General features: G+C 45.5%; 24 protein-coding genes. 14 read left to right on the plus strand and 10 right to left on the minus strand.

The genetic code is table 11. The features are described 5' to 3' along the window. Positions 1-55: 55 nt before the first annotated feature. The 6 genes from D7V32_RS14250 to D7V32_RS14275 all read right to left on the minus strand — a co-directional run bounded on the left by D7V32_RS14250 (position 56) and on the right by D7V32_RS14275 (position 5942). Positions 56-655, minus strand: a complete 600-nt coding sequence (locus tag D7V32_RS14250) for an SPOR domain-containing protein (protein WP_120403507.1) — start codon at positions 653-655, stop codon at positions 56-58. Between the two features lie 131 nt (positions 656-786). Continuing rightward, entirely contained in the window at positions 787-2577 is a 1791-nt protein-coding gene (gene argS, locus D7V32_RS14255; protein ID WP_120403508.1) for an arginine--tRNA ligase, read from the minus strand. A gap of 155 nt (positions 2578-2732) precedes the next feature. Then, positions 2733-3290, minus strand: coding sequence for a hypothetical protein (locus tag D7V32_RS14260; RefSeq protein ID WP_322898862.1), 558 nt, complete (start codon positions 3288-3290; stop codon positions 2733-2735). A gap of 149 nt (positions 3291-3439) precedes the next feature. Further along, on the minus strand, positions 3440-4747 hold the full coding sequence (locus tag D7V32_RS14265; protein ID WP_120403510.1) for a DUF445 domain-containing protein: 1308 nt from the start codon (positions 4745-4747) through the stop codon (positions 3440-3442). A gap of 21 nt (positions 4748-4768) precedes the next feature. Continuing rightward, on the minus strand, positions 4769-5335 hold the full coding sequence (locus tag D7V32_RS14270) for a CC0125/CC1285 family lipoprotein (RefSeq protein ID WP_120403511.1): 567 nt from the start codon (positions 5333-5335) through the stop codon (positions 4769-4771). 67 nt (positions 5336-5402) lie between these two features. Continuing rightward, positions 5403-5942: a DUF924 family protein gene (locus D7V32_RS14275; protein WP_120403512.1), complete on the minus strand. Its 540-nt coding sequence runs from the start codon at positions 5940-5942 to the stop codon at positions 5403-5405. A gap of 211 nt (positions 5943-6153) precedes the next feature. Between D7V32_RS14275 and gshA the strand changes: the two genes are divergently transcribed. After that, positions 6154-7731, plus strand: a complete 1578-nt coding sequence (gene gshA / locus D7V32_RS14280; RefSeq protein ID WP_120403513.1) for a glutamate--cysteine ligase — start codon at positions 6154-6156, stop codon at positions 7729-7731. An 18-nt stretch (positions 7732-7749) separates the two neighbouring features. Next, entirely contained in the window at positions 7750-8244 is a 495-nt protein-coding gene (locus D7V32_RS14285; RefSeq protein ID WP_120403514.1) for a disulfide bond formation protein B, read from the plus strand. Between the two features lie 75 nt (positions 8245-8319). On the opposite strand, the gene D7V32_RS14290 is transcribed toward D7V32_RS14285, so the two are convergent. Continuing rightward, positions 8320-9651 (minus strand): PGAP1-like alpha/beta domain-containing protein, encoded by a 1332-nt coding sequence (locus D7V32_RS14290; protein WP_120403515.1) that lies wholly within the window; start codon positions 9649-9651, stop codon positions 8320-8322. A gap of 247 nt (positions 9652-9898) precedes the next feature. Here D7V32_RS14290 and D7V32_RS14295 point away from each other — a divergent pair, with 247 nt between their 5' ends. From D7V32_RS14295 to urtE, 7 genes are all read left to right on the plus strand, one after another. Continuing rightward, a complete protein-coding gene (locus D7V32_RS14295; RefSeq protein ID WP_120403516.1) occupies positions 9899-10486 on the plus strand; it encodes a YqiA/YcfP family alpha/beta fold hydrolase in 588 nt (195 codons plus the stop codon). A 14-nt stretch (positions 10487-10500) separates the two neighbouring features. Beyond that, a complete protein-coding gene (gene parE, locus D7V32_RS14300) occupies positions 10501-12381 on the plus strand; it encodes a DNA topoisomerase IV subunit B (RefSeq protein ID WP_120403517.1) in 1881 nt (626 codons plus the stop codon). Between the two features lie 372 nt (positions 12382-12753). Beyond that, positions 12754-14031 carry an urea ABC transporter substrate-binding protein gene (gene urtA / locus D7V32_RS14305; RefSeq protein ID WP_120403518.1) on the plus strand — a complete coding sequence of 426 codons (1278 nt, stop codon included), beginning with the start codon at positions 12754-12756 and terminating at the stop codon, positions 14029-14031. 79 nt (positions 14032-14110) lie between these two features. Then, positions 14111-15739: an urea ABC transporter permease subunit UrtB gene (urtB, locus tag D7V32_RS14310; RefSeq protein ID WP_120403519.1), complete on the plus strand. Its 1629-nt coding sequence runs from the start codon at positions 14111-14113 to the stop codon at positions 15737-15739. Positions 15740-15743: 4 nt separating this feature from the next. Further along, positions 15744-16817, plus strand: coding sequence for an urea ABC transporter permease subunit UrtC (gene urtC / locus D7V32_RS14315; RefSeq protein WP_120403520.1), 1074 nt, complete (start codon positions 15744-15746; stop codon positions 16815-16817). Then, a complete protein-coding gene (gene urtD, locus D7V32_RS14320) occupies positions 16814-17632 on the plus strand; it encodes an urea ABC transporter ATP-binding protein UrtD (protein ID WP_120403521.1) in 819 nt (272 codons plus the stop codon). The genes urtC and urtD overlap by 4 nt, the downstream gene beginning before the upstream one ends. A gap of 9 nt (positions 17633-17641) precedes the next feature. Then, positions 17642-18340 (plus strand): urea ABC transporter ATP-binding subunit UrtE, encoded by a 699-nt coding sequence (urtE, locus tag D7V32_RS14325; RefSeq protein ID WP_120403522.1) that lies wholly within the window; start codon positions 17642-17644, stop codon positions 18338-18340. A 73-nt stretch (positions 18341-18413) separates the two neighbouring features. On the opposite strand, the gene D7V32_RS14330 is transcribed toward urtE, so the two are convergent. After that, positions 18414-19136: a hypothetical protein gene (locus tag D7V32_RS14330; RefSeq protein ID WP_120403523.1), complete on the minus strand. Its 723-nt coding sequence runs from the start codon at positions 19134-19136 to the stop codon at positions 18414-18416. A 344-nt stretch (positions 19137-19480) separates the two neighbouring features. Between D7V32_RS14330 and D7V32_RS14335 the strand changes: the two genes are divergently transcribed. After that, complete coding sequence (locus D7V32_RS14335) at positions 19481-19966, plus strand: DUF1877 family protein (protein ID WP_120403524.1); 486 nt, start codon at positions 19481-19483, stop codon at positions 19964-19966. Positions 19967-19974: 8 nt separating this feature from the next. On the opposite strand, the gene D7V32_RS14340 is transcribed toward D7V32_RS14335, so the two are convergent. After that, on the minus strand, positions 19975-20493 hold the full coding sequence (locus D7V32_RS14340; RefSeq protein ID WP_120403525.1) for a GNAT family N-acetyltransferase: 519 nt from the start codon (positions 20491-20493) through the stop codon (positions 19975-19977). 101 nt (positions 20494-20594) lie between these two features. Beyond that, the gene (locus tag D7V32_RS14345; RefSeq protein ID WP_120403526.1) at positions 20595-21359 is read right to left on the minus strand and encodes an outer membrane protein OmpK; all 765 of its coding nucleotides are present in this window, start codon (positions 21357-21359) and stop codon (positions 20595-20597) included. 491 nt (positions 21360-21850) lie between these two features. Here D7V32_RS14345 and D7V32_RS14350 point away from each other — a divergent pair, with 491 nt between their 5' ends. The 4 genes from D7V32_RS14350 (at position 21851) to dsbD (ending at position 25567) form a co-directional block, all read left to right on the plus strand. After that, entirely contained in the window at positions 21851-22222 is a 372-nt protein-coding gene (locus D7V32_RS14350; protein WP_120403527.1) for an HPF/RaiA family ribosome-associated protein, read from the plus strand. Positions 22223-22377: 155 nt separating this feature from the next. Then, entirely contained in the window at positions 22378-22920 is a 543-nt protein-coding gene (locus D7V32_RS14355) for an ankyrin repeat domain-containing protein (RefSeq protein ID WP_120403528.1), read from the plus strand. 13 nt (positions 22921-22933) lie between these two features. Then, positions 22934-23701 carry a transporter gene (locus D7V32_RS14360; RefSeq protein WP_120403539.1) on the plus strand — a complete coding sequence of 256 codons (768 nt, stop codon included), beginning with the start codon at positions 22934-22936 and terminating at the stop codon, positions 23699-23701. Between the two features lie 54 nt (positions 23702-23755). Further along, positions 23756-25567: a protein-disulfide reductase DsbD gene (gene dsbD / locus D7V32_RS14365; RefSeq protein ID WP_120403529.1), complete on the plus strand. Its 1812-nt coding sequence runs from the start codon at positions 23756-23758 to the stop codon at positions 25565-25567.

Genomic DNA, 25567 nt, shown 5'->3' on the forward strand with positions numbered 1-25567 from the left:
GGATACTAAAATAAAAAAAGCGCCTGATGGCGCTTTTTTTATAGAAGAATATGACTTAGCGTTTTACCACAATCGAATCGATGCCGCTGTGCTGCAGTGTTTGCTGGGCAATCACCGCTGCTTCTTGAGTTTCATATGGACCAGAAATCACACGGTACCAGACTTTACCTTGCTCTGTACTTTGTACAATGTCAGCAGACAAGCCATTCAAAATGATTTCTGCACGGCGGGCATCAGCTTGATCCGGGTCGTCGTAGCTGCGTACTTGTAAAATAAAACTGGCAGGCGCAGGTGCTGGACTGGCTTCAAGGCCGCTGCTGTCTGGTACAGTTTCTTCCGGTTTTTCAGGCGCCTCAACAATGACAACCGTACTTTGTCTGCCAGTTTCAGGCACAGCCTGTTCTGGAATAGGCGTCACTTGCTGCTGCGGCAACAAGTCATAAAAACGGTAGTCTTTATTGGTTTCTTCTTGCGTATGCTCAGCAGTTGCCTGAGTACGGGGTTTCACTGGCTGCCAAGGTTTCCAGAGCATCAGCGCCACTAGAAAACTTAACACGATCAAAATGACCGCTAATGTACCCAGCCAAGCTGGGATTAGCGGTTTTTTTGGCTTATTGGGCCGTTCTGATACACCGCGCTGCGTTTTTCCAAACACGAATGAAACCTCGTTATTCTAATCAGCAGCCCGTATAAGCGCTGTTTTTTAGGATTCTGCGATATTGCAAAACCAAGCTCCAATCGGCTGGAGCTTGGCCGGGTATTTTAACAAATGATGAGGCAATATTTTTACATTGACTCGGGTGCTGATACACCCAGCAGTTTTAAACCATTGCTTAAAACTTGACGCACATTGACTGAAAGAAGCAGGCGCGCTTGCGTTAATTCCGCATCATCGCCCAATACTTTATTTTCGTTATACCAACCATGGAATAAGGCCGCAAGTTCTTTTAAGTAGTTGCCGATTTGGTGCGGCTCGTATGCATTGGCAGCGCGTACAACAATTTCAGGGTAGGCTGCAAGTTTCGCTAAGATTTCTGTTTCAGCATCAAGCTCAAGCTTAGAGGCTAAACTGCGCGCAGCAGCGGCATCAAAGTTGATGTTCATAGACTGCGCTTTTTCTAACATACGGCAAATACGTGCGTGTGCATACTGGATGTAATACACGGCATTGTCTTTGCTTTGTGAAACTGCAAGGTCCAAGTCAAAGTCAATATGCTGCTCAGACTTACGCATCACGTAGTAGAAGCGCGCTGCATCGTTGCCGACTTCTTTACGCAAGTCACGTAAAGTCACGAATTGGCCTGAGCGGGATGACATCTGCACCATCTCGCCGCCGCGCCATAAGCTGACGAACTGGACTAGAAGTACAGTTAATTTTTTAGAGTCATAGCCCATTGCATTAATGGCAGCTTTCACACGCGCAATATAGCCGTGGTGATCTGAACCCCAAATATCAATGATGTCTGTGTAGCCGCGCTGCAATTTGTTTAAGTGATAAGCAATGTCAGATGCGAAGTAAGTGGTTTGACCATTGCGGCGTTTCACTACGCGGTCTTTTTCATCGCCAAAATCAGTTGATTTGAACCAGATGTTGCCGTCTTTCTCGTAGAGAAAACCGCGCTGATCAAGCACTTGAAGCGCTTCTGTAATTTTATCGGTTAATGATTCTTCACTGAACCACTGGTTGAAAGTTACGCCAAACTCGCCAAGGTCATCTTTAATATCATCCAGAATCGCTTTTAAAGCCGCTTGCAGGAATACGCGGTAACCTTCGCCAAGCAAAGTTTGTGAATTGAAAATTAAACCGTCAATGTGTTTTTCTTTGTCGCCGGAAAGGACAACTTTGTTGCCATCGGCATCAAGCTCTGCGGCAAATTGAACATCTTCAGGCACGTCTTTATATACATCAGCCACTGGGCGCACATAAGCTTCGCCGTCTGCATCGATAATGCTTTGCGCGATTTCTTTTACATAGTCGCCTTGGTAAGCATTTTTAGGGAAGACCAGTTCCTGACCTGTCAGCTCTAAGTAACGCAGGTATGTTGATGCTGCAAGGATGTCCATTTGACGGCCTGCATCATTGACATAATATTCACGGTCAACAGCAGCGCCAGTGGCTTCCAAAAGGTTAGCAACAGTCATACCGTAAGCTGCGCCGCGGCCATGGCCGACATGCAGGCTGGAAGTCGGGTTTGCAGAAACGAATTCTACTTGGATTTTTTTTGCTGCATTGGCTTGAGTGCGGCCGAATTCATTGGCTTGCGCTTGAATTTGATCCAGTACAGCAAAACGCAAGTCTGCGTTAAGGAAGAAGTTAATGAAACCAGGGCCAGCAATTTCTGCTTTACTGATGTCTGCAACTTCAGGCAGGGCCGCCAGAATTTTTTCGGCTAAATCACGCGGCTTCATGCCGGCAGCTTTAGATGCAATCATCGCGATATTCGAAGCAAAGTCACCATGACTTCGGTCTTTGGTACGCGTTAAGTTACCGCTGTTGTTAAAGTCAGATGGGAGTACACCTTCAGCTTGAAGGCTTTGCACTGCATGTTCGAGAGCTGCTTGGATTGCCGTGTTCATATTCAGTCGAAAATTAAATGTCGCAGAAAAACAGCAAATATAGCAAATTTCGGACTCTTTAGGTGAACCCATTTGCTGCGAATAAATAATATTCGATGAAAAATTAAATATTGCGCAGGCTGCGGCTTTTCAGCCCGCACAGATGAGGTTTTTACTTATGCAGGGCTTGTGCAGCTGACAGGCTGAAACAGCAGTTCGGCGCGCTGGTTTTGGAAGCTGTACAGTTTAGAGGCATTAAATATTTTAATGGTTTTGGCTGCTGGCAGCGCTTTTTTAAAATCTTCCAGCTTTTGAGTGCTGTACAGACTGAAAGGGTTGCCGAAGTTTTTACTGTCGAGCAAAAATTGAATCTGTCCAGCGCTGTCATCATAGGCTTTTAGAATTATTTTTCCGTCACGGCCTGTCAGGGTAAAGCTGGCGCGCTGCGCCGCACTTTTGCAATTCAGATGCAGTGAAAGGATATTCAGGTCATTGGATTGATTTTGCAGATCCGCTGTGCCCAGCTGGGGGTTTTCTAAATACACCCATTGATTTTTTGGCAGATTGGCGCGCAGCTGTTCATATTTCTGCTGTGCTTCCTTGGCTAAGTCCAGCATGCTTTGCGCATCGATTTCAGGCTTTTTTTCTAAGCCGAGCACATCCAAAACTTTGCCTGAAACATGTTCTGCAGATTTGCTGATGCTCTGGCAGGCACTCAGGCTGGATAAAATCAAGCATAGGCTGCTTATAGCGATTATTTTTTTGATCATTGTTGGTTTTGTAATGCGTTTTATTGTTGCGCCTAAGCTTAACGTGCTGCAGGCGCTTGTCAATTTAATTTGTCTAGGCAGAGCGCCTAAAAGGGCGGTAATGTCTAAATGTTTTACAGTAGATATTCCACGGCAGCGCGGATCACGCCTAAAATAAGGCCAATAAATGCGCCGACTACGACACCGTTGACACGGATCATATGCAGGTCACCGCCGACTTCATTTTCAATCTTATCAATCATTTCACTAGAGTCCCATTCATGAATGCGCTCGCTGATGAAACGGATGATTTTTTCACTGTACTGGTCAGATAGATTCACCGCGATTTCACTGAATTTTTCGTTCAGCAGCTGGCGTACTGCAGTATTGGAAATAATATTTTCGCCCAAATGCTGAATCGTGATGCGCAGGTTCTGCGCAATGCCTGAATCGGCTTTTTGCAGATCAGCCTTGATCGCATCACATAAAATGACCACAGCGCCGCTGATGAAATTCAGTACGTGCGGGCTGCTGAGCAAGGCATCTTTAGTCTCATTTAAACGCAGGCTGGCGCTGCTGCTGCTATCTGCCAGCGCCAGCATCAGCGCATTGCCTGTTTGTTCAATTTTGATGCGCCAAGGATGTTCAGGGTCTGCCAGCATGGACTCGACTTTTTCTAATAATGAATCGATAGTGCGCTGCTGCACATCAATGCCAATCCAGCTTGCGCCCTTGGCCAGTTTCCAAACGCCCAGTTCTTTAAACAGCTGGCGGCTGAGGTCGCGTGCCTGTTCAGGGTGCTGCAGCATCCATTCATGCGCAAGGTCTAAACCGCGCTGCAGAACATCTTGATGGAAGTCATTTTCCAGTACGGCACGGAGCATTTCACTGGCCAGCTGATTGATTTTGGTGTTTTTGACCCATTGCACACTGTTGCTTTGAATGAAGTGCCCGATTTGTTCCTGACCGACAAATTCAAAAATTTTAGGCATGCTTTGCTGAACCAATTCCGTCACTTTGGCATTGTTTTCCGGATTGGCCAGCCATTGGCCTGCGGCCATAGACAGATCCATCTGCTGCAGGCTGCGCCCGACGACCTGCGGCGACAGAAAGTTTTCCTGCACAAAACGGCCCATTGACTCGGCAATACGCGCTTTGTTGCGTGGAATAATTTCAGTATGGTCACGCAAAAATTTAGGAATAGGCATTTTGCCGAAAGGGTTGCGGAACAGCACGGTAATGGCATACCAGTCTGCCAATCCGCCGACAACGCCAGCTTCTGCTGACAGCATCAGAATATGAATCAGCCAAACATATTCGGGCAGCAGTTTAGCCGCGATCATCAGCGCCAGCCATGCTGCAGCGGCTATGGCGAGGGCAATCGCAGCATAGCGTTTGCTGCGCTGCAAATTTGGCGATGTCTGAGCTTGGTCAGTAGGCATGGTGCAGTTTAGACTCCTTTATTATTCTTTTTTAGCTTCATTTGGCTGCGTTGGCGCAGGTAAAACTTCACCTGTCGCGCTGAGGCCATATTTGCTTCCTAAAGACTGCAGAATGAGGCGTGCATCAAAAGCATCCTGCGGTGCAGTTTTTTGATTTTTATAGCATTCAATAGTATAGCTGACTTGTACGGGGTCTAGCGTCACGACTTGCGGCATATCATAAAACGGGTCAGGCCAAAACGCAGGATGACGGCGGTAATAACCGTATGGATACGGCATCGGTGTCGGATAAACAACAGCTTTTCTTGGCGGCTGCTGAGTGCGGTTGCTTGGGTCATCATTGACCTTAAAGAACTGGAAACCATTTTGCACAGTGGCTTGCGCTGCTTTCAGCAGGGTAATTTCCTCTGCAGTGCCATAGCTCATATTGGGAATAGCTTGGAAGCTGATCCGGTAAGTTTGAGCATTTAAAGGTGTTGTGCTGAACTTGCCTAATTGGTCAAAGGTCAGCGGTTTAGACGGAGATGTTGCACAGCCAGATAAGCCGAGCGAAGCGGCAAAAGCCGCACAAAGTATTAGTTTTTTCATAGAGGCTGCCTCAAATATGATTCATGCAGTTCAATTGGAGATAAGCGATGCTGCAAGAGCAGCAAAATTAAAAGCTGGAATTGGGTTCAGTTAAAAAGGCCAATTCCTCTGCGCTGGATGTACGGCCTAGCACAGCATTACGGTGTGGAAAACGGCCAAAGCGCGCAATAATTGCATGGTGCTGTTTGGCATAATCCAAATGGCCTGCAAGGCCTAAAGACTGAAAAAGCAATAAAGACTGTTCCTGCATAGGCAGCGATTCGCTGTGCATAAAAGGCAAATAAACAAATAGGCGCTGTTCAGAGCTTAAGGTTTGATCTAAGCCTTGCTGTACGCACTCTTGCGCTAAGGCCAATGCCAGCGGGTCTTGCGCAAAGGCTTGAGCAGAACCGCGGTATAAATTACGGGAAAACTGATCAAGCGCGATGATTTCAGCAAGGCGGCCTGCGGCATGCTGACGCCAAGGCCAAAGCTCAGCCTGCGCTGCTTGCTGGTGCAGGCGCTGAAAGTTTTTTTCAATGGATGCATCAAAGTCATCGTTTTTTGCAAACCATAGAGGCTGAGCATCAGCTGAAAACCAGAAATTTAAAATATCTTGGTAATTCATGAATTTTAAGCGTCTTTAGCATTTATTTATCTATAAAATCACAAATTTCAAATGTCTTATAGGGGAACTTTGTGATAAAAAATTGCCAAAACAGATTTCATGATTTGCCAGAAGCGCAAGCAAGGTATAACTTGCGGTAATTAAATCAAGTTATACTCATATAAATTGATGATTTTATTTTATTAGCAGTTCTTCCAAAAGCGAGATAGCAATGAGTCAGCCCGAATCGACTTCACCACAAATTTTACCGAAATGGGTAGATTCATCGCTTATAAACGGGATGCTGCGCGGGATTGAGCGTGAAAGCCTGCGTATGAAAAGTGACGGTTTTTTATCGCAAGCCGATCATCCTCAAGCGCTGGGTTCTGCATTGACTCATCCGCATATTACAACGGACTACTCGGAAGCTTTGATGGAGTTCATCACGCCGCCGAAACCAAGCATTCAGGAAGCTCTGGATTATCTGGCGGATATTCATGCTGTGGTGCACCGTGAGCTGGAAAATGATGAAAAACTATGGCCGCTGTCGATGCCGTGCATGCTGGATGACACTGAAGAAAGTATCCGCTTGGCGCAATACGGCAGTTCCAACATCGGGCGTTTTAAAACACTGTACCGCCATGGATTAGGTGTGCGTTACGGCCGCCGTATGCAAACGATTTCTGGCGTACATTATAATTTATCGTTCCCTGACCATTTATTTGAAGCGCTGCAGGCGCATGAAACAGATGAAGCGCTGAAAGCGCTCAGCCTGCAGGACTACCGCAGCCACCGCTACTTTGGCCTGATCCGTAATTTTATCCGTTTAACGCCGCTGGTGATGTTCTTGGTTGGCGCCAGCCCTTCGGTATGTCAGTGTTTTATGACAGGCCGTGAGCATCATTTGCTGCCGCTGCTGAAAGGCACACTGTTCTTGCCGTATGCCACGGCGCTGCGCATGGGGCGTTTTGGCTATCAGAACTCAGCGCAGAAACAGCTGGGCATTCACTATAACGATCTGAATGGCTATCTTGAAGGCCTGCAAAAAGCGGTGAAAACACCTTATGCGCAGTTCAGCCGTTTGGGTTTAAATGATGCTGCCGGCGAGCCGATTCAGATTAATGATCATGTGCTGCAGATTGAAAATGAATACTACAGCCTCGTGCGTCCAAAACAGGTGCCGCAGGCAGGTGAAACACCGTCTGAGGCGCTGCGCAATCGCGGTGTAGGCTATGTCGAGCTGCGTGCAGTGGATGTGAACCCATACAGCCCAATTGGCATTGATGAAACAGCGGCGGGTTTTTTAGAAGCTTTAGCGCTGTATTGCTTATTGCAGGACAGTCCAGATTTGCTGGATGCAGAACAGGAAATTGTAGAACAGAATCAGGCGGAGGTCGTGAACCGCGGCCGCGCGCCGAATGCATCGATTGCAGAGAACGGGCAGGCTTATCCAATTGAAGAGTGGTGCCGCCGTCATATTGGCGCGATGAAGCCTTTGGCTGCTTTGCTGGACAGCGGTTACAGTACTCAGCTTTACTCGGATGCTTTGACTGCGATGCTGGCGCGTGTAGATGATGTTGATTTAACGCTGTCTGCAAGGATGATTGAAGATACAGTCGAGCAGGGCGGCACATGGGGCTTTGGCAGCTATATGGCGCATCAGCATCTAGAAGCTTATGAACAGCATGAACTAAGCGAAGAGCGCTGGGCTTATTTTACGGCTGCAGCGCAGCAGTCACTGCAGGCGCAGCAGTCGCTGGAGCAGGATACAAGTCAAAGCTTCGATCAGTATCTTGCACATTATAGATAATAAATAAGAGGACCATCCATGCAGTTGAGTTATCGCTTATTCAGCGGCTTGCTGTTTATTGCCAGTGTGATTGGCATGAGCTTTGCGCTGTATTTAGAGCATGTGCAAGGTCTTGAACCTTGCCCTTTATGTGTTTTTCAGCGGATTGGCCTGATTGGGCTGGGGCTGATTTCATTGATTGCTTTACTGCATAATCCTGCATCAAAGGGCATGAAGCGTTTTTATGCGCTGTTTGGCAGCCTTTCTATTTTATGGTCAGCGGGTGTGGCTGCCCGCCATATTTGGCTGCAGAATTTACCGCCGGATCAGGTGCCAAGCTGCGGACCCGGTTTGGATTATTGGATGGATACCCTGCCGCTCAAGTCTGTATTTGAACAGGTGCTGACAGGTTCAGGTGAATGCGCTCTCGTAGATTGGACTTTCTTGGGGCAGTCGCTGCCAGTTTGGTCTTTTGTCTTTTTTGCAGTGCTGACTTTGCTTAGCCTTTGGCAGCTGTTTCGTAAATATCCATAAGCGGAAAATCAGCAAATAAAAAAAGCCCTCCAATTGGGGGCTTTTTTATGACTGGAATATAACGTTCTGACAGGCTTAGGTCATGGCGATACCTTCAAGACTGTCTAAACCCATCATATATTCATGAATTTGGTCAAAGTCCTGATCTTCTGCACTTGGGTAGAACCAGCGAACGACTTGTTCGGCGACCAGCGGATGGTGCTGAATATCAAAATGGTTCAGACCATAGAAGATGGCTTTATGCGCATCGGGCACTTTGAGCTGATAACGGATGTTAGGATGTTCGCCCAAAGCGCTTTTTACACTGACCAAATAGTCGCCAATGACTTTCAGTGTACGGTTTTTACGGTGCTCAAACTCAATGGTGCCCGCCACTAAATAAGTGTTGATATGTGAGGGAATCGGTGCCGGTTTGCGGTTGTCATCCATCAGGCCAATACGCACTTCATTATGTTCCCAGTCATCATCACGCACACTGCCGTAGCGTAAGTCTAAAATACCGTTGCTGCGGATGTTGACCACATGCCCTGCAATTTTGCCTAAAGGCAAGTGGCCAAGTTTATCTTGCAAGGCAAAACCAAGACGTTCTAAAACGGCGCCGTGGTGCGGTGAACCCAAGCACACCAGATTCTCAACTTTATGAATCCAATTGTGCATATTTTGTTTGCCGTAAAACAGCGCGCTGCGTGACACCAAGCCGCCCATGCTGTGGCCAATCAGGTCAATGCTGCTGATGTCTGGATTGCGCCGTATTAAATCTTCCAAAGTATTGGACAGGCTGCGGCCATTGGCTGAAATGCGGCGGCCCGTATTGTAATTTAGATAAAGCATGGTGTTATGGTCGCGCTGTGTCAGCAGTTTCTCTCCAATGCCGCCGTATTTACGGGTAGACCACGTTAAATGATGCATGCACAGGCCATGTACAAATAAGGTGACGCGTCCGCTGAGTTCACCTTTTTGCAGGCTGCCGTAATGGTCATACACGGCCATCGGCAAGGCCATTGGATTGTGATGGTGCAGCAAATAGTCACCTAAAACGCCGTTTAAAGCGCCGACTAAAAAGTGCAGGCTTGGAGTCAGCGGTTTGTCATGCAGTTTAGGAAAGCGTTCAATCACACCGCGCAGCACGGGCGCCAGCAAATAATTGCCATAGGTCAGGAAGCTTTCATACGTAAACTGGTAAAGCTTGGCAATATATGGAATTTTATGAAATTTTTTGGATTTTTGCTCGCTCATGCCAAAGATGCTGATCAGCAGTTCACGCTGGATATTTTTAATCAGCTCATGTACGACATCGCTAAAACGCATCGTGGCCAGCTGCGCCAAGCCTTCCAAAACATCTGCTTGGCTGGGCGGTGTACGGTCCCATTTGCAATAAGTTTCGTGCAGCGGTGTTAAACTCGGCATGTATCCTATCCTTTCTAATCTTATTTGCCATGTCTCGATACTTTATTTATTGTTGAGACCACGGTATAAGTTTTATCGTTTCTATCATGTGATTCGTCTCGAATAACTTTTAAAATACCGAGGAAGAAGTCACTGACGCTGTTTTTTTGTCTAACAAAATAGATAAAACAGAGAAATAAAAATGTGATGAATATCTCATTTATAAACTTTATTTTGATTAATTTGTATATAAAATTGTGAACAGCCGATGAATATCATTTATCTGCATGGTTTTAAGAGCAGCAGCAATTCAATAAAAGGCAATTTGCTGCGGGATTATTGCGCCATGCATTGCCCTGATGTGCAGGTGCATTTGCCTGATTTGAATATGCATCCGAAACTGGCGCTGGAAGAGGTGTCGAAACTGCTGAAACGCTTGCCGAATGCAGTGTTGGCTGGCAGCAGCATGGGCGGTTTTTATGCGCATGTTTTAGCGCAGCGGCATGATTTGCCAGCAGTGCTGATTAACCCTGCGATGCGGCCGTGGATATTGTTCCGCGAATTGTTCAGCGCAGAGCAGTTTCCTTTTAAAGTAACAGATGAATGGTCATTAGATCAGGCACAGCTGGACTATTTGGCGAGTATTGCGCCAGCATCTGTGCAAAATTCAGGCAAATTTTTACTCTTGCTGCAGCAAGGCGACGAAGTTTTGGATTATCGTGAAGCACAGCGTTATTATAGCAGCGGCGCGCGCCGCGCCATGATTATGACCGATGCCCGCGGCAATCATGGCATGGATGATTTTGCAGAGAAAATACCTGCTGCGCTCCAGTTTTTATCGGACAGCATACAATAAGGAAACCTTACAACGTGTCTCAATATACGGCTCAGTCTCTTGAAGTATTATCTGGTTTAGACCCGGTGCGCCGCCGCCCGGGCATGTATACAGACACAGCTCGTCCTAACCATTTGGCGCAGGAAGTGATTGACAACGCGGTCGATGAAGCATTAGCTGGCCATGCCAATAAAATTACTGTGACGGTATATAAAGACGGCTCTTTGTCTGTAGAAGATAACGGCCGCGGTATGCCGGTGGATATTCACCCTGAATATGGCCAATGCGGTATAGAAATTATTATGACCAAACTGCATGCAGGCGGCAAATTCAGCACGGACAACTACCAGTTCTCCGGCGGTTTGCATGGTGTGGGTATTTCCGTCGTGAACGCGCTGTCTACCCGCGTTGAAGTAGAGGTGCAGCGTCAGGGCAACCTGTATAAAATGGCTTTTGAAAATGGTGAACCGGCAGCGCCGCTGGAAGTGCTTGAAGGCAAAGCGCCAAAACGTGCAACAGGTACGACTGTACATTTCTGGCCTGAAGCCAAATATTTTGATTCGCCGAAATTTGCACTGAAAGCTTTAAAACATAATTTAAAAGCGAAAGCCGTTTTGGCTGCGGGTCTGCAAATTAATTATGTAGATCAGATTAACGATGAAAAAATTACTTGGCAGTTTGAAAATGGTCTAGTCGACTATTTGATGGATGAATTGGAAGACCGCGAGATTATTCCTGCACTGGCCTTTGTCGCCGCAGGTGATGCGGAGCGCGCCAGTGCTGAATTTGCCATTTGCTGGAATGTGGAAGGCGGCGAGTCGATTCAAGAGTCCTATGTCAACCTGATTCCAACGGCGCAAGGCGGTACGCATGTCAACGGCCTGCGTTCAGGTGTAGCGGATGCGATGCGTGAGTTTTGTGAATTGCGTAATTTGCTGCCGCGCAATATGAAGCTGTCTGCAGAAGACGTTTGGGATGGCGTGAACTACATTCTGTCGTTGAAATTCCAAGAGCCGCAATTCTCAGGGCAAACCAAAGAACGCCTATCGAGCCGTGAAGCTTCTGGTGTGGTGCAAAACATTGCCAAAGATGCTTTTGCATTGTGGCTGAACCAAAACTCAGACATTGCGATGCAATTGGCTGAGATGGCAATTTCAAAAGCAGGCCGCCGTTTAAAAGCAGCCAAAAAAGTTGAACGTAAAAAGATTGTTGCGGGTCCAACTTTGCCGGGTAAATTGTCTGACTGTGTTGGGCATACTTTGGAAGAGTCTGAGCTGTTTATTGTGGAAGGTGACTCTGCGGGCGGTTCAGCGAAACAAGCGCGTGATAAGAATTTCCAAGCGATCATGCCGATCCGCGGTAAGATTTTAAATACTTGGGAAGTGTCGTCAGATGAAGTTTTAGCGTCTCAAGAAGTGCATAATATTGCCATTGCGATAGGGGTTGATCCGGGCTCAGATGATTTATCAGAATTGCGTTATGGCAAAATTTGCATTTTGGCGGATGCGGATTCGGATGGTCTGCACATTGCGACCTTACTGTGTGCGCTATTTGTGAAGCATTTTCCAACACTGGTAGAAGAAGGCCATTTATTCGTCGCTATGCCGCCGCTGTACCGGATTGATGACAGCAAAGATGTGCATTATGCCTTGGATGATGCGGAGCTGGACGGTATTTTGAAAAAATGCAAAACCAAAAATCCGCAAATTACCCGATTTAAAGGTTTGGGCGAGATGAATGCGAGCCAATTGCGTGAAACGACTTTAGATCCAAATACACGCCGTTTGGTGCAGCTGGATTTGGATGACAGCCATTTTACTGCCGGATTGCTCGATAAATTGCTTGCCAAAAAACGTGCGTCTGACCGTAAAGACTGGTTAGAGCAAAAAGGCAACTTAGCTGATTTAGTGAGCTAAAAACCTGCAAAAAAAAACCGCGTCAGCGGTTTTTTTTTGCTTAAAATTTAAGAAAAGAATGCATGGTTTCTGTGCTAAATCGTACGGATTTTTAAAAGCGGCTCATATTTGTTCAATTTTAGGTCAAATGTTGTATCCAAGTTTGTATGCATCTTAAGGGCTGTTTTTGCACTTTTGTGTATTTTATTTACAATGCAGAATAGAAAAAATAATTATTAAGATTTTGATAAATAATGAATAAAAATATAGAAAACCCACTTTTAAAAATAAAAAATCAGGTTTGGCACAGTTATTGAATTGCTTTGTTGTGATGAATACAGCAATGCATTTTCAAAAATGTACTTTTAAAAGCTTTGGTTGGGAGAGTGAATAATGTTTCATTGCAATATATTTGCTAAAAGTGTTTTAGCGGCGGCGATGACAGGGGCGATTGCTTTAACTGGCTGTTCAAAACCAGCAGAAAAAACAGAAAAAGCTGCATCAGAATCGGCCGCGGCCAGCGGCGATACGATCAAAGTCGGCATTTTGCATTCACTTTCGGGCACGATGGCGATTTCTGAGACTTCTTTGAAAGACACCGCTTTAATGGCAATTAAAGAAATTAATGATAAGGGCGGTGTACTCGGTAAAAAATTAGAACCTGTTGTCGTTGACCCTGCATCTGATTGGCCATTATTTGCGGAACAAACCCGTCAGTTAATTACCCAAGACAAAGTAGCGGTAATTTTTGGCTGTTGGACCTCTGTGTCGCGCAAATCTGTATTGCCGGTAGTTGAAGAGCTGAACGGCTTATTGTTTTATCCAGTGCAATATGAGGGGCAGGAGCAGTCTAAAAATATTTTCTACACTGGCGCAGCGCCAAACCAGCAAGCCATTCCTGCTGTTGAATATTTGATGAGTGAAGAGGGCGGCAAAGCCGAACGTTTTGTGCTTTTAGGCACAGACTATGTTTACCCGCGCACAACAAATCAAATTTTACGCGCTTTCTTAAAGTCTAAAGGTGTGGCGGATGCTGACATTATGGAAGAGTACACGCCATTTGGTCATAGCAACTATCAAACCATTGTGGGCAATGTGAAGAAATTTGCAGCGGGTAAAAAGACGGCTGTGATTTCAACCATCAATGGCGATTCAAACGTACCGTTCTATCGCGAACTGGGCAACCAAGGCATTAAAGCATCGGACCTTCCCGTGATGGCATTTTCTGTAGGGGAAGAAGAACTGCGCGGTATTGATACGAAACCGCTAGTCGGTCATTTGGCATCTTGGAACTACTTTATGTCTGTGAAGAACCCTGCCAATACAGAGTTCGTGAACAAAATGAAGCAGTATGCTGTGGAATATAAGCTGCCAAACGCAGATAAGTTTGTGACCAATGACCCGATGGAGGCGACTTATGCGGGTATCAATATGTGGAAACAGGCGGTTGAAAAAGCTGGGTCTACGGATGTTGATAAAGTCCGTGCAGCGATGGCAGGCCAAGAGTTTAAAGCGCCGTCTGGCTATACTTTGAAAATGGATGCTTCAAATCATCATCTGCATAAGCCCGTCATGATTGGCCAAATCCGCGCCGATGGGCAGTTTGATGTTGTGCATAAAACGGCGAACACGATCAAGGCAGAACCTTGGAGTCCGTACATTCCTAAATAATGCTGCAAAGGCATTTACTGTCGGGTAAATGCCATTTTTTTCCCTGCATGGGACTTTAAGACTCAATAGGGCTTTTTTTATGAATATTCGCACGAATATCGCCGCTATTTTTCTCTTTTTTAGCCAATTGCTTTGTTTGCAAATTGCATATGCTGATACAGCATCAGCAGGAATGGAAACGGCGGCTGCAGAACAGCAGGATGCCATTCAGCGCTTTGTACAAGCAGACTTTGCACAGCGCCGTGCATTGCTTAATCAATGGCCGGGTACTCTCGAAGAACTTGATCAGCTTGCAAAATTTGTCGATCAAGATCAGCTGTATACCGACAGCAAGGGACAGACTTATATTTTAGAGGCTGCAGATCAGCTTCTGAGTTATCCAAGTATGCGAAGCGTTGCATGGCCATCTGATCTTTCACAAATTACTTTGGTGAATACCTTACGCAAGGCGCTTATTTTTGCTCAAGCCAAAGAAAAGCTGGAATCTGAAGATGCCTCTCAGCGTTTAGACGCCATTAATATTTTAGAAAGTAACATCAGCGAAGTTAATCCACAGCATATCGGTGCGCTGTATTTAAATGAAAAAAATAACAAAGTCAAAGCCCGCTTAGCGCAGCTCAAGGCGCGTTTAGACTATCAAAAAACAGATGTGCTGGTAAAAATTCAAGCGGCAAAAACATTGCAGAATTCTAACCGTCCAGATGTTCTGGCTATGGTGGAAACGGAACTGCAGCAGCCGAATTTACACCCTGAATTAAAAGCGGTTCTCACGGAAGCAAAAAGTCATATTAAAACCCGTATTCAAGCCAGCGAGTGGACAGGGCATGTATTTTCGGGCCTCAGTACGGCCAGTATTTTACTGCTTGCAGCACTTGGCTTAGCCATTACTTATGGCTTGCTGGGCGTGATTAATATGGCGCATGGCGAGCTGATCATGATTGGCGCATACACTACGTATGTTGTGCAAAGCCAGTTTAAAACTTATTTTGGCAGCTATGTCGATTGGTATCTATTGGCGGCGATTCCAGCTGCCTTCTTGGTTAGTGCGCTGATTGGCATGTTGATTGAGCGTACGGTGATCCGTCCTTTATATGGCCGTCAGCTTGAAACGCTGCTTGCGACGTTTGGTGTCAGCCTAATTTTGATGCAGCTTGTGCGCATGATTTTTGGCGCACAAAACGTTGAAGTGTCGAATATTTCATGGCTTTCAGGCGGCATTTCCATTACTCCAAGCTTGATGCTGCCCTATAACCGTATTGCGATTATTGTGTTTACAGCCGCTGTTCTTTTACTGCTCGTTTATTTGCTCAATAAAACCCGTTTTGGCTTATTTGTACGTGCTGTAACGCAAAACCGTCAAATGGCGCGCGCAGTGGGAATCCGTTCGAGCCGCATTGACATGATGGCATTTGGGCTTGGTTCAGGTTTAGCAGGTCTTGCCGGCTGTGCTTTGGCGCAAGTCGGTAACGTGGGGCCAGACTTAGGTCAAAACTACATTATTGATGCGTTCTTGGTTGTGGTCGTTGGCGGTGTGGGGCAAGTGTGGGGCGCAGTACTTGCGGCGCTTGGTCTAGGCATTAGCGGCACAGCTTTAGAAATTGGCATTGGGGCGGTACTTGCGAAAATTGTACTGTTAGTACTTGTGATTTTGTTTATTCAAAAACGTCCACAAGGCTTGTTCGCTATTAAAGGCCGATTTGTGGAGTAAGTATATGAAAATCAATTCCTTATTATCAGATAAAAAACACAGTTCAATTGCGGTTGCCGTATGCTTCGCCATCTTATTGATTTTGCCGTGGCTGCACCTTCTGCCTGCAGATTCAGCGCTGCATTTGTCCGCCTATTGGGTCACGCTCATAGGCAAAATTATGTGTTTGGCTTTGGTGGCGCTTGCCCTTGATTTGGTTTGGGGCTATGCGGGCATTTTAAGTCTAGGGCATGGTTTGTACTTTGCCCTTGGCGGTTATGCTTTTGGTATGTATCTGATGCGTGAGTCGGCAGGTGATGGCTTGCCAGACTTTATGCGCTTTTTAAATTGGACTGACGTGCCGTGGTTTTGGGTTGGCACCGAATATTTCTTATGGTCGTTGGTATTGGCAGTTTTAGTGCCAGGCATCATTGCTTTTATTTTTGGTTTCTTTGCCTTCCGCTCAAAAATTAAAGGCGTGTATTTCTCGATTATTACCCAAGCTATGACCTTTGCTGCGGCACTTTTATTCTTCCGTAATGAAACAGGCTTTGGCGGCAACAATGGTTTTACTGGCTTTAAAACCATTTTAGGCATGGATATTACCTCTGCCTCTATGCGCGCAACGCTGTGCTTTGTCACAGCTTTGGCATTGCTGCTGTGCTTCATTGGTTTGCGTCATTTAATGAATAAACCTTATGGCCGTGTGCTGGGTGCAATTCGTGACAGCGAAAACCGTTTGCAATATTTAGGTTACCGCACGCTTTGGTACAAGCTTTCTGCATGGGTGCTTTCAGCGGTGATTGCGGGTATTGCTGGCGCGCTGTATGTACCGCAAGCCGGTATTATTAACCCAAGTGAAATGAACCCAGTGAACTCTATTGAAATGGCCGTATGGGTCGCCGCAGGCGGCCGCGGCACGCTGATTGGTCCAATCATTGGCGCAGGTTTAATTAATGGCCTGAAAACTTTCTTTACTGTGACCTATCCTGAAGCATGGCTGCTGATTTTAGGGGGCTTATTTATTGCGGTGACCCTATTTTTGCCAAAAGGTGTGATTGGTCTGTTCGGCCGTTTTAAAAAGGAGGGCAGCGAATGAGTGAATTAATTCAGCCGCATGGCGGCCATGCATCAGAGGGCTATGGCCGTCCCAAAGCCGAAGGTGCCGATTTCAGCCATGGCATTGCGCTGTACTTGGAGAAAGTCAGTGTGTGGTTCGATGCCTTTCGCGCTTTAAATGATTTATCTCTTTATATTCAAGAAGGTGAGTTGCGCTGCATCATTGGACCCAATGGTGCAGGGAAAACCACATTGATGGATGTGATAACAGGTAAAACCCGCCCAACAGAAGGCACGGCACATTTTGGTCAAAACTATGACCTAACCAAAATGAGTCCTGAAGAAATCGCTGAAGCAGGCATTGGCCGCAAGTTCCAAAAGCCGACTGTGTTTGAAAATTTCACGGTGATGGAAAACTTGTTGCTGGCTGCGCCAAAAGATAAACGCGTGAAAAAAAGCTTTTTCACTCAGTTAGATCCTGAAGCACAACTGGCTTTGGATGAATCCTTAGCGCAAATTCGTTTGCAAGAGTTTATCCATAAACCTGCAGGGTTATTGTCTCACGGGCAAAAACAATGGTTAGAAATAGGCATGCTGCTGATGCAGCGTCCAAAATTAATTTTGCTGGATGAGCCTGTAGCAGGCATGACTGATGCCGAAACTGAGCGCACCGCTGAGTTGTGTTTAGAGCTGAAAAAGCATCACACCTTGATCGTAGTGGAACACGATATGAGCTTCATTGATACCATCAGTGAAAAAGTCACAGTGCTGGCGCAAGGTGCAATTTTAGCAGAAGGGACGTTGGCAGAAGTGCAAGCCAATGAAAATGTTATTGAAAAATATCTTGGACGTTAAGGAGCCCGCATGCTGGAAGTTAAAGATGTCAATCAATTTTATGGCGGCAGTCACATTCTGCGTGATGTGTCATTTACTGCGCCGGTGGGTGAGTGTTCGGCGGTGCTGGGGCGCAATGGTGTAGGCAAAACCACGTTGCTGAAATGTCTGATGGGGATTTTGCCGATTAAATCTGGGCAGATTTTACTTGATGGTCAAGATATTTCAAAAATGAGTCCTGAACAGCGTGTGCGGGCAGGTTTAGCTTATGTACCGCAAGGACGTGATATTTTTTCGACCTTAACCGTAGAGGAAAATATTTTGATTGGTATGGCGAAATTTAAGGGTGCTAAGACCCGAAAAGTGCCAGAACATCTTTATGAGATTTTCCCTGTGTTGGATGAAATGAAACACCGCCGCGGCGGTGATCTTTCAGGCGGCCAGCAGCAGCAACTCGCCATTGCCCGCGCCTTGGCTTCTGAGCCGCGAGTCCTGATTTTAGATGAGCCGACTGAAGGTATTCAGCCCTCGATTATTAAAGATATTGGCCGTGTCATCCGTAAACTTGCCGATGGCGGAGAAATGGCCATCGTTCTGGTGGAGCAGTTCTATGACTTTGCTGAAGAGCTTGCCGATGCTTATACCGTGATGGCGCGCGGGCAAGTGGTGGCACAAGGTGCGGGCAGTGAAATGCCTGAAAAAGGGATTAGGGAGCTGGTGGCGATTTAAAAATTTTATTCTGCCCTTTTTTCAAAGCAAGAAGGGGCAGCATAATACAAGCATTACATGCTGTACTGCGATTTTAATCTACTTTTAGAAATACTCCGTCTGCTGACACATTGTGTCCAAAACCACAGCTCATAGTATTGGTTTCGTGAACATGAATGGTGTGTCCCATTTTGGAGTCGAAGGCGAACTCTAAATTAATTTTACAGTCATCGGCCTGATATTGAGCTTGAGTTCGATTGAGCGGCATTGCAGTTTCAAACTCACCAATATTGGGTCCATAAATGAGGCTGCGCAACCCCATATAAAGGCCATCGAATTCAATCTGATACATATTTTTAAACGGTTTTGCCTCAATCTGTTGCCATTGCCCAAAACCGGCATACTGTACATATTTACCTGCTGGTCCTGCTGATTTTTTAGGAAGCGGCAGCTGTTTTAAGTTAAATTGACTGGATTTAGACTCTGCGTCACGCAAGAACCATGCTCTGGCCCAAAGCGGTTTCCCCAGCTTGCGGTAACTTAAACCGACATTATTGTTGGCAATTTCGATATCCCGTTCGGTGAGGGATACACCGCTTTCAGGTTGATTCATTAAACAAAAAGAAGACCACGCCGCCTGATACTGAAATTTTTCTAATGCTTTTTGATATTGTTTTTGATCATAAAATTTCTTGCCAGAGTTGGCAGCGCTTTTGATTTTGGCGCACCCTTGGCGAAGTTCTTGTTCAAAGGTATCGTCTGCTGAAGCGAGGGTGCTTACAGTCAAAAGCCCAATTAAGAGGGAATGCTTAAGCATGATTTGACTCCATTTTTGTTATGCTTTTGAATAAAACACACAGAACTATTTGAGGTAAAGAGACAATGCGTAGGCAATTCCAATCATTCAAGATAGACGAACGATAGAAACAGGCAAAAGACAGCATCCAGTTCGACGTTGATCCGCCAAAGTTCAGAAATGTGAATTTTCCAAAGTCCAGATCTGAGTCAGATTGGACTATTCAATAATTTACTGTTCATTAGAAAAATACAGCTGAATTAATATTTTTTGAAAAAAATAAGCTGAGCTGGATACAAAAAAATGCATATTTTTTATACGGAAAAAGTTAAGCTTAATTCAATGCATAACAAGAAGATAATAATATGGAAGCAATTTTATTTTTAGTCCACCCAAATGATTTGGAAACCCTGATTATACAGGCTGAAACTCCTCAAGATGTGCTTGAGTCATCTTCATTGCAGCAATCTTTGTATCTGGGCGATGCATGGCAATCGCTGCATGAGCTTCTGCAATTGCCTGATTTAGTGAAACCTGTTTTAAGCTGGGTTATACAGGCGGAACATCTGCTTTCAGCGCGCAATGTCGGTAAAGCCGTCAGCTATAATACGGTTGTGCGCGCAGCTGAAATTTATCACGTCTTGCAAAATATTCATGTCGATGAAGTTAAAAAGCATTACCAATTTTCAAATGTGATTACTGCATTGCAGGCGCAGACCCAAGAGCTGAAACTGGCGGAGCTGAAGCTGATTTATCTGCAGCTGCAGGATTTATACCGTGATGCAGCGCAGCGCAATATGGCGGTGCTCAGTGTAATTCAGGATGGCATTAAGCCTGCAAAACTGATTTAAACCTGCGTTTAGGGTGCAGGATCAGTGCTGAACGTTAGCTGCATCAGCACTAAGTCACGCCATTGGTCAAACTTTTTGCCGACTTGCGGCATATAGCCTGTTTGAATAAAACCTAATTTCTGATGCAAAGCAATTGACGCTGTATTGTCATGATCGATACCTGCGATCATGACATGTACTTGATTACGCTGCGCATGATTAATCAAGTGCTGCAGCAGCAGTTTACCCACACCCTGACGGGCATAGCTGCGGTCAATAAAAACTGAGTGCTCGACAGTGTGGCGGTAGCCTGTAAAGCTGCGGAAATCTGTATAGTCGGCATAGCCTGCGACTCGGTTAGACGCGCTATCTGCCGCGACTAAGAAAGGGAAGGATCTGGCTTGTATGTCTGCCAGTTTTTTTTGAAATTTTTCAAGACTATACGCTTGTTCATTCCATGTCGCAAAACCCTGTAAAATTTCTGTATTGTAGATAAGCAAGATTTCAGGCAGGTCTGCTTCAGACGCGTTGCGGATGATAAAAGCCATGCACTTTTTTCTTATAAAAATAAAACTGATTTAAAAACTTAGGCATAAAAAAAGCAAGGCAATGCGCCCTGCTTTTTTACTTCATTTGTTCTGAATAGAACTTAGAAGTGGTATTTAACCAATGCGCTTACGTCATTTTGGTCTTGACCTTTCAGGCCATATTTGTTGTTCCAAACCGAATGCTCAATACCAACATACAATTTAGTTTTTGGAGAAATGTGTTTGCCAGCATTCCATTTATACTGAGACGTCCAGTTCAGCTCGCTTGCTTGAGCGCCTTTTTCAGCTGTAGACCAGTCAAGGAATGCATCAACAAGGAAATCTTCTGAGCCTAATTTGAATGGAACCGCATAAGTGATCGTCATTTGATAATCATCTTTAGTGCCAGCTGATTTTGAATCGTTATCTACTTTGTAGAAGTTTACATTGGCGTACTGCGTGTATGGAATGTCTAGGGCGAAACCAACACCATACATAAAGTTGTTGAACTCTTTGTTGTGGCGGTCGTAACCTGCGTTATGTTCCCAAGTCGTTGCAATCAGCACGTCTTTAATTGGGCCAAAAGAAAGATCTTTTCCAGTAACTTCACCAATGCTTAAGCGAGGCGCTAATTCAAAATATGTAGATTGATCATCATTGCGGTCCCATGAGTGGTCTACAAAGAAGAATACATCTGAATACTTCAATTTAGCTGCATATTCAGCAGTAATCGTCGTTTGCTTGTTGTCATTACCGGCAAAAGGAACCGCATAGTTTTCACCATAAAGGCCAGCCAAGCTGAAGTCTTGCCATACGATTGGCGAGGCTTGTGTGAATGCAGCAGCAGAAGCTAATGCACATGCAGTTACGATTTGTGTAAGTTTCATCAAAAAAAGTCTCCCCCAAGAAGCAGTGAAAGGATACAGATTCTCAAGCAAAAATAAAGCCAAAAATGACCAAAAGACGAATAATGCACAGGAGGAATCGTGTGTTTTAGACCAACTTATTGTTTATCAAAAAATAAAAAATATTGTGCTGTGGAGCGATATTCTTGCAGTTTGCACATGTAAGCTGAAATGAACAGCAATTTTGCTGTAAAAAGGAATGTATAGGTGCACTATTTTATAGAAAGACATAGATTATGTAAGGAATATGAAAAAATTTAAAAATAGCACTTGCATAATTTCTAAATAGGCACGATATTCGAAGTATAAGAACACGGTTCTGCAGACGTTATAGTGTTCATCATTCAATGTGGAGGATAAGCTTCCAATTTAAGTTGAAGATGCATTTAGCTGTTTTAAAACAGCATGTTAGAGCGTGCCGAAATAATAAGTTTTGCACAATTTTAGAATACTGAAACACTAGGGATGATATTATGAATATTGAAATCCGTACTGACAAAAACATTCAAAATAGCGAACGTTTGATTACATATATACGTGCAGAACTAAATCAGGAATTCCAGCGTCATAGCGAACGTATTACGCATTTTTCAGTGCATCTGAGTGATGAAAATGGGGACAAAGGTGGTGATGACGACATCAAATGCATGATCGAAGCGCGTCTGGCAGGCGTGAAGCCTGTGGTTGTGAATAATCGCGGCCATAATGTAGATACCGCAATCCATGGCGCGATAGACCGTTTAAAACGCAGTTTAGAACATGTGATTGAGAAAAAAGATAATCCTCGCAGCAGCCAGCCTGTACTGGCTGACTCAGATGAGGAAGGCGAGGAAGCCTACGAATAGATAAAAAAAAGCCCCTTAAAGGGGCTTTTTTTTATCTATTCTGATGACAGCTGGATATAGGCGGCATAAAAATTAAACTTGTTTTACATTAACCCGCAACAAAAGCAGCTTTCTTGGGCATAATAGGAAAAATAATTCAGCAGTGAGCTATCTTCATGTTAAATGCCCAGCAGCAAGTCCTTGTGCAAGCTTTAGAAGAGTTAGATGTAGAACAGGTTAAACGGCTTTTAACGGAAGGCCTCGACCCCAATTTTATTGACTTTGAAAAAGGGCCGGCAATTTCAGTTTGGTCAGACGGGTTGTTTAAATGGTGGGAAGATGTATGTGAAGCCTATGAGTCGGGTGAACCGCTGTCTGAAGATCAAAAACAGCAGCGTTTAGCGGTACATTTGGAAATCTTAGAGCTGATGATTCAAGCCAAAACAAATTTGCACTTATGGGATGCAGAAGAGGTTTATGGTCCGCTGTGGGATGCGGCAAGCGCAGCTTGTACACCAGCAGTACAGCGCCTGCTGAATGAAAAAGTCGATCCGAATAGTAAAGACAGCGATGGCCTTACTATTTTGTCTTCAATCAGTGAATTATTCTTTGACTGCGATTTCGACGAAATTAATTGGAACGAAGCATTGCAAGAAGAAAAACAAACTTTAGAATTACTGCGCAGCAATGGCGCTAAAATGACCAAAGAACTGGCTTAAGACAGAGAAAATGATGAAAGCAATCAACACATTAACCGCAGCAGTTTTCGCAGGTATCAGCACTTATACGCTGGCCGCAGATTTTTCTTTTGACCGCCCTGGCGCTGGTGTGGGCACAGGCATCGCCCCAGTCGGGAAGCTGGTCTGGGAGCAAGGTTTGCCAAGCGCTTCTTATTTTGAAAATAAGGTAGATGGCAAAACAGTTAAAACTGCGGTGTTAAATGGCGATATGCTGCTCCGTACAGGTTTAGCTGAAGGTTTAGAACTGCAGTTAGGCTGGCAAGGCCCGTTTTGGTCTAAAACGAAAATTGCAGGCAAAAATATTGAAAACGATGGGCTGGGTGATGTCAGCATTGGCTTAAAAAAAGCGATAGATTTGAATGATGACAAGCTTTCTATGGCGGTGCTCGCTGAAGCGATTATTGCCACAGGCAATGAAGAGTTCAGCAATGAAGATGATATTTACAGCCTAAGTTCTGCTGTTGATTATGCATATAGTGATCTAATCGGCACAAGCATCAGCATGCGCTATGAAGTGCAGGACGGCAACTGGGCGATGAACATTGTGCCTACTTTAAGCTATGCAATTGCAGGCAATTTATCAGGCTATTCTGAGCTGGTTTTCCGTAAAGCGGAAAGTGAAGAAAAAGAATATGCTTTGGCAACTGGCTTGATTTATGCGCTGAATGACCGTATGCAGCTGGATGCAAGTGTAGGTGTAGATCTAGACGGCGAGCATAAAGGCTATACATCAGGTCTAGGTTTTTCAGTGCTGTTCTAAATATTGCGGCATTTTAACCTGATGATGCTGATTTGAAGGATAGAGTCCAACTGCATGAAAATTTTGGCTTATGGTGCGACAGCTGTATTCAGCATATGGGCTGCGTCAGTGCTGGCAGCGCCAGCTTTGCTGTCTGCAGAACAGGCTTTTCCGATTCAAATCAGCTCCAGCCAGCTGAATGAAACTGAAATCAGCTGGGAAATTCCGCAAGATTATTATCTATATCAGCATAAGCTGGAAGTGAAGCAGGGCAGCCATGCGCTGCCTTTACAGCTGCCGAAAGCAGAGCCGCTGCATGATGATAACTTTGGTCAGGTACAGGTCTATTTTCATCAGCTGAAACTGCATGTGCCTGCTCAGCCTTCTGCAAAATACCAAGTCACATGGCAGGGCTGCGCGAAGGATCGGGTGTGTTATCCGCCGCAAAGCATCAGTTTTGAAACAGATGCTTCAGGGCTGGTCAGTATGCAAAATCAGGGCATAGCCCCAAAGCGGCTGTTAGATTTGGCTGCGGCGGATAACTCTAACCGTTTGCTGGCCGCGCCTGCGGGCAATTCTAATTTAGACCATGATTCTGCTGCCTCCGCAGCGCTTGATACTCAGACATTTTCAGCCCAAGACCAGCAATGGTCAGAAAAACTGGCACAGCACTCTTTAGGCTATGGATTGCTGCTGTTTTTCGGTTTGGGCCTGCTGTTGGCGTTTACGCCTTGCTCATTGCCGATGCTGCCTATTTTAACCTCCTTGATTGTCCGTGACAGCAAGGGATTAAAAGCATGGATGATTGCGCTGACTTTTGTGGTCAGCATGGCGCTGGTTTATGCCGTGCTGGGCTTGATAGCATCTTCTGCGGGTCTAAATTTTCAGCGCTGGCTGCAGCAGCCATCGACACTAATTGGCTTTAGCTTATTATTTGTGGTCTTTGCTCTTAATCTGTTTGGCCTATTTGAACTGAAGCTGCCGCAGGCATTCACGCATCGGCTGGACCGCATGCAGTCTATGCAAAAAGGCGGCAGTTTAGCGGGTGCTGGCATCATGGGTATGATTTCAGCGCTGCTGGTTGGGCCATGCATGACCGCGCCGCTGGCTGGCGCTTTAATTTTTATTTCCCAAACACAGAATCAATGGCAGGGCGCGCTGCTGCTGTTTACGTTAGGTTTTGGCATGGGGACGCCGCTGCTGCTGGCCAGTGTGCTGGGCTCACGCATTTTGCCTAAAGCCGGGCAATGGATGAATCAGGTTAAAGTGCTATTTGCATTTATTATGCTCGGTTTAGCACTGTATTTTGTACGTCCGCTGCTCAATGAAGCGTGGATGCAATGGCTCTCTTTGGCCTTAGGCTTAAGCTTTGTGGTGTATGTGCTGTGGCATATTTTTCGGCGCAGCGCGCAGGTGAAGTGGCTGTATATTACAGTCCTTTGCTTTGCTGTCCCTTATTTGCTGTATAGCCAATACCAGCAGAGTCAGCGCTTTTTCAGTACGCAGTTAAATGCTGTGCTGCAATGGCGCCATGCTGCGACGGCGGCTGAATTTGAACAGCTGCTGAAGCAGATCCCAGCGGGGCAAAAAGCGGTGATTGATGTGTATGCAGATTGGTGTGTCGCCTGTCAGCCGATTGAGCACCGTATTTTAAAATCGATGGCAGTGCAGCAGGCGCTGTCGCCATATTATTTAATTAAATTAGATTTAAGTCATTATGATGCGGCGCATCAAGCGCTGTTGAATCGATGGGATATTTTAGGCCCGCCAACGTATCTGTTTTTAGATGCAGCGCATCAGGAAGTGCGCGGTTTGCGTTTAACAGGCGCATTCAGTGAAGCTGAGTTGATGCAGCAGATCGCGCGCTTTCAAGCACAGGATGAATAA

This window comes from Acinetobacter tianfuensis (genome assembly GCF_003611465.1).
Taxonomy (GTDB): Bacteria; Pseudomonadota; Gammaproteobacteria; order Pseudomonadales; family Moraxellaceae; genus Acinetobacter; species Acinetobacter tianfuensis.

Coding starts and splice junctions, on each gene's coding strand:
- argS (WP_120403508.1), bottom strand. CDS start 2,577: ATGAACACGGCAATCCAAGCAGCTCTCGAACATGCAGTGCAAAGCCTT.
- D7V32_RS14265 (WP_120403510.1), bottom strand. CDS start 4,747: ATGCCTACTGACCAAGCTCAGACATCGCCAAATTTGCAGCGCAGCAAA.
- D7V32_RS14270 (WP_120403511.1), bottom strand. CDS start 5,335: ATGAAAAAACTAATACTTTGTGCGGCTTTTGCCGCTTCGCTCGGCTTA.
- D7V32_RS14275 (WP_120403512.1), bottom strand. CDS start 5,942: ATGAATTACCAAGATATTTTAAATTTCTGGTTTTCAGCTGATGCTCAG.
- gshA (WP_120403513.1), top strand. CDS start 6,154: ATGAGTCAGCCCGAATCGACTTCACCACAAATTTTACCGAAATGGGTA.
- D7V32_RS14285 (WP_120403514.1), top strand. CDS start 7,750: ATGCAGTTGAGTTATCGCTTATTCAGCGGCTTGCTGTTTATTGCCAGT.
- D7V32_RS14290 (WP_120403515.1), bottom strand. CDS start 9,651: ATGCCGAGTTTAACACCGCTGCACGAAACTTATTGCAAATGGGACCGT.
- D7V32_RS14295 (WP_120403516.1), top strand. CDS start 9,899: ATGAATATCATTTATCTGCATGGTTTTAAGAGCAGCAGCAATTCAATA.
- urtA (WP_120403518.1), top strand. CDS start 12,754: ATGTTTCATTGCAATATATTTGCTAAAAGTGTTTTAGCGGCGGCGATG.
- urtB (WP_120403519.1), top strand. CDS start 14,111: ATGAATATTCGCACGAATATCGCCGCTATTTTTCTCTTTTTTAGCCAA.
- urtC (WP_120403520.1), top strand. CDS start 15,744: ATGAAAATCAATTCCTTATTATCAGATAAAAAACACAGTTCAATTGCG.
- urtD (WP_120403521.1), top strand. CDS start 16,814: ATGAGTGAATTAATTCAGCCGCATGGCGGCCATGCATCAGAGGGCTAT.
- urtE (WP_120403522.1), top strand. CDS start 17,642: ATGCTGGAAGTTAAAGATGTCAATCAATTTTATGGCGGCAGTCACATT.
- D7V32_RS14330 (WP_120403523.1), bottom strand. CDS start 19,136: ATGCTTAAGCATTCCCTCTTAATTGGGCTTTTGACTGTAAGCACCCTC.
- D7V32_RS14335 (WP_120403524.1), top strand. CDS start 19,481: ATGGAAGCAATTTTATTTTTAGTCCACCCAAATGATTTGGAAACCCTG.
- D7V32_RS14340 (WP_120403525.1), bottom strand. CDS start 20,493: ATGGCTTTTATCATCCGCAACGCGTCTGAAGCAGACCTGCCTGAAATC.
- D7V32_RS14345 (WP_120403526.1), bottom strand. CDS start 21,359: ATGAAACTTACACAAATCGTAACTGCATGTGCATTAGCTTCTGCTGCT.
- D7V32_RS14350 (WP_120403527.1), top strand. CDS start 21,851: ATGAATATTGAAATCCGTACTGACAAAAACATTCAAAATAGCGAACGT.
- D7V32_RS14355 (WP_120403528.1), top strand. CDS start 22,378: ATGTTAAATGCCCAGCAGCAAGTCCTTGTGCAAGCTTTAGAAGAGTTA.
- D7V32_RS14360 (WP_120403539.1), top strand. CDS start 22,934: ATGAAAGCAATCAACACATTAACCGCAGCAGTTTTCGCAGGTATCAGC.
- dsbD (WP_120403529.1), top strand. CDS start 23,756: ATGAAAATTTTGGCTTATGGTGCGACAGCTGTATTCAGCATATGGGCT.